This window comes from Corallococcus sp. AB038B, from assembly GCF_003668955.1.
Classification (GTDB): domain Bacteria; phylum Myxococcota; class Myxococcia; order Myxococcales; family Myxococcaceae; genus Corallococcus; species Corallococcus exiguus.
This window is the reverse complement of the sequence record NZ_RAWO01000221.1, coordinates 1-412: the sequence shown is the minus strand read 5'-3', so window position 1 is coordinate 412 and position 412 is coordinate 1. Positions and strand designations below refer to the sequence as shown.

Sequence of the window (412 nt, the reverse complement as noted above, 5' to 3'; positions counted from 1 at the left end):
GAAGCGCTTCACCCCGCGCCGGTGCGCCTCCTCGGCAAGCTCCACCGTGGCCTTCACGTTGATGGCATACAGCTTCGGCCAGTGGTCGCCGGGCGCGTAGTATTCACGGAAGTAGGCCGCCGTGTGGATGACCACGTCACAGCCCTCCAACGCGGCCGCGAAGCCCTTCACGTCCAGCATGTCCCCTTCCACCACCTCCACGCCCGCAAGGCCCCCCAGCACCTGGCGCGCCTTCGACGGCGAGCGGGCCAGCGCCCGCACCGTGTGCCCTCCCGCCACCAGCGCCCGCACCACGTTGTTACCCAACAGGCCCGTGCTACCCGTCACGAATGCGCGCATCCCGCGTCTCCCAGTCTATATGAGCACTGTTCAGATAAGAAGCAATCTCAGCAGTGTCAAGATGAACGACATC

Annotated in this window: 1 protein-coding gene; it reads right to left on the bottom strand. The window is 65.5% G+C overall.

Features of this window, described 5'->3' with window-relative positions; translation table 11 throughout:
• Positions 1-339: NAD(P)H-binding protein (locus D7Y04_RS43080; RefSeq protein ID WP_121763082.1), on the bottom strand; the 339-nt coding region annotated here is incomplete at its 3' end.
• Positions 340-412 lie beyond the last annotated feature (73 nt).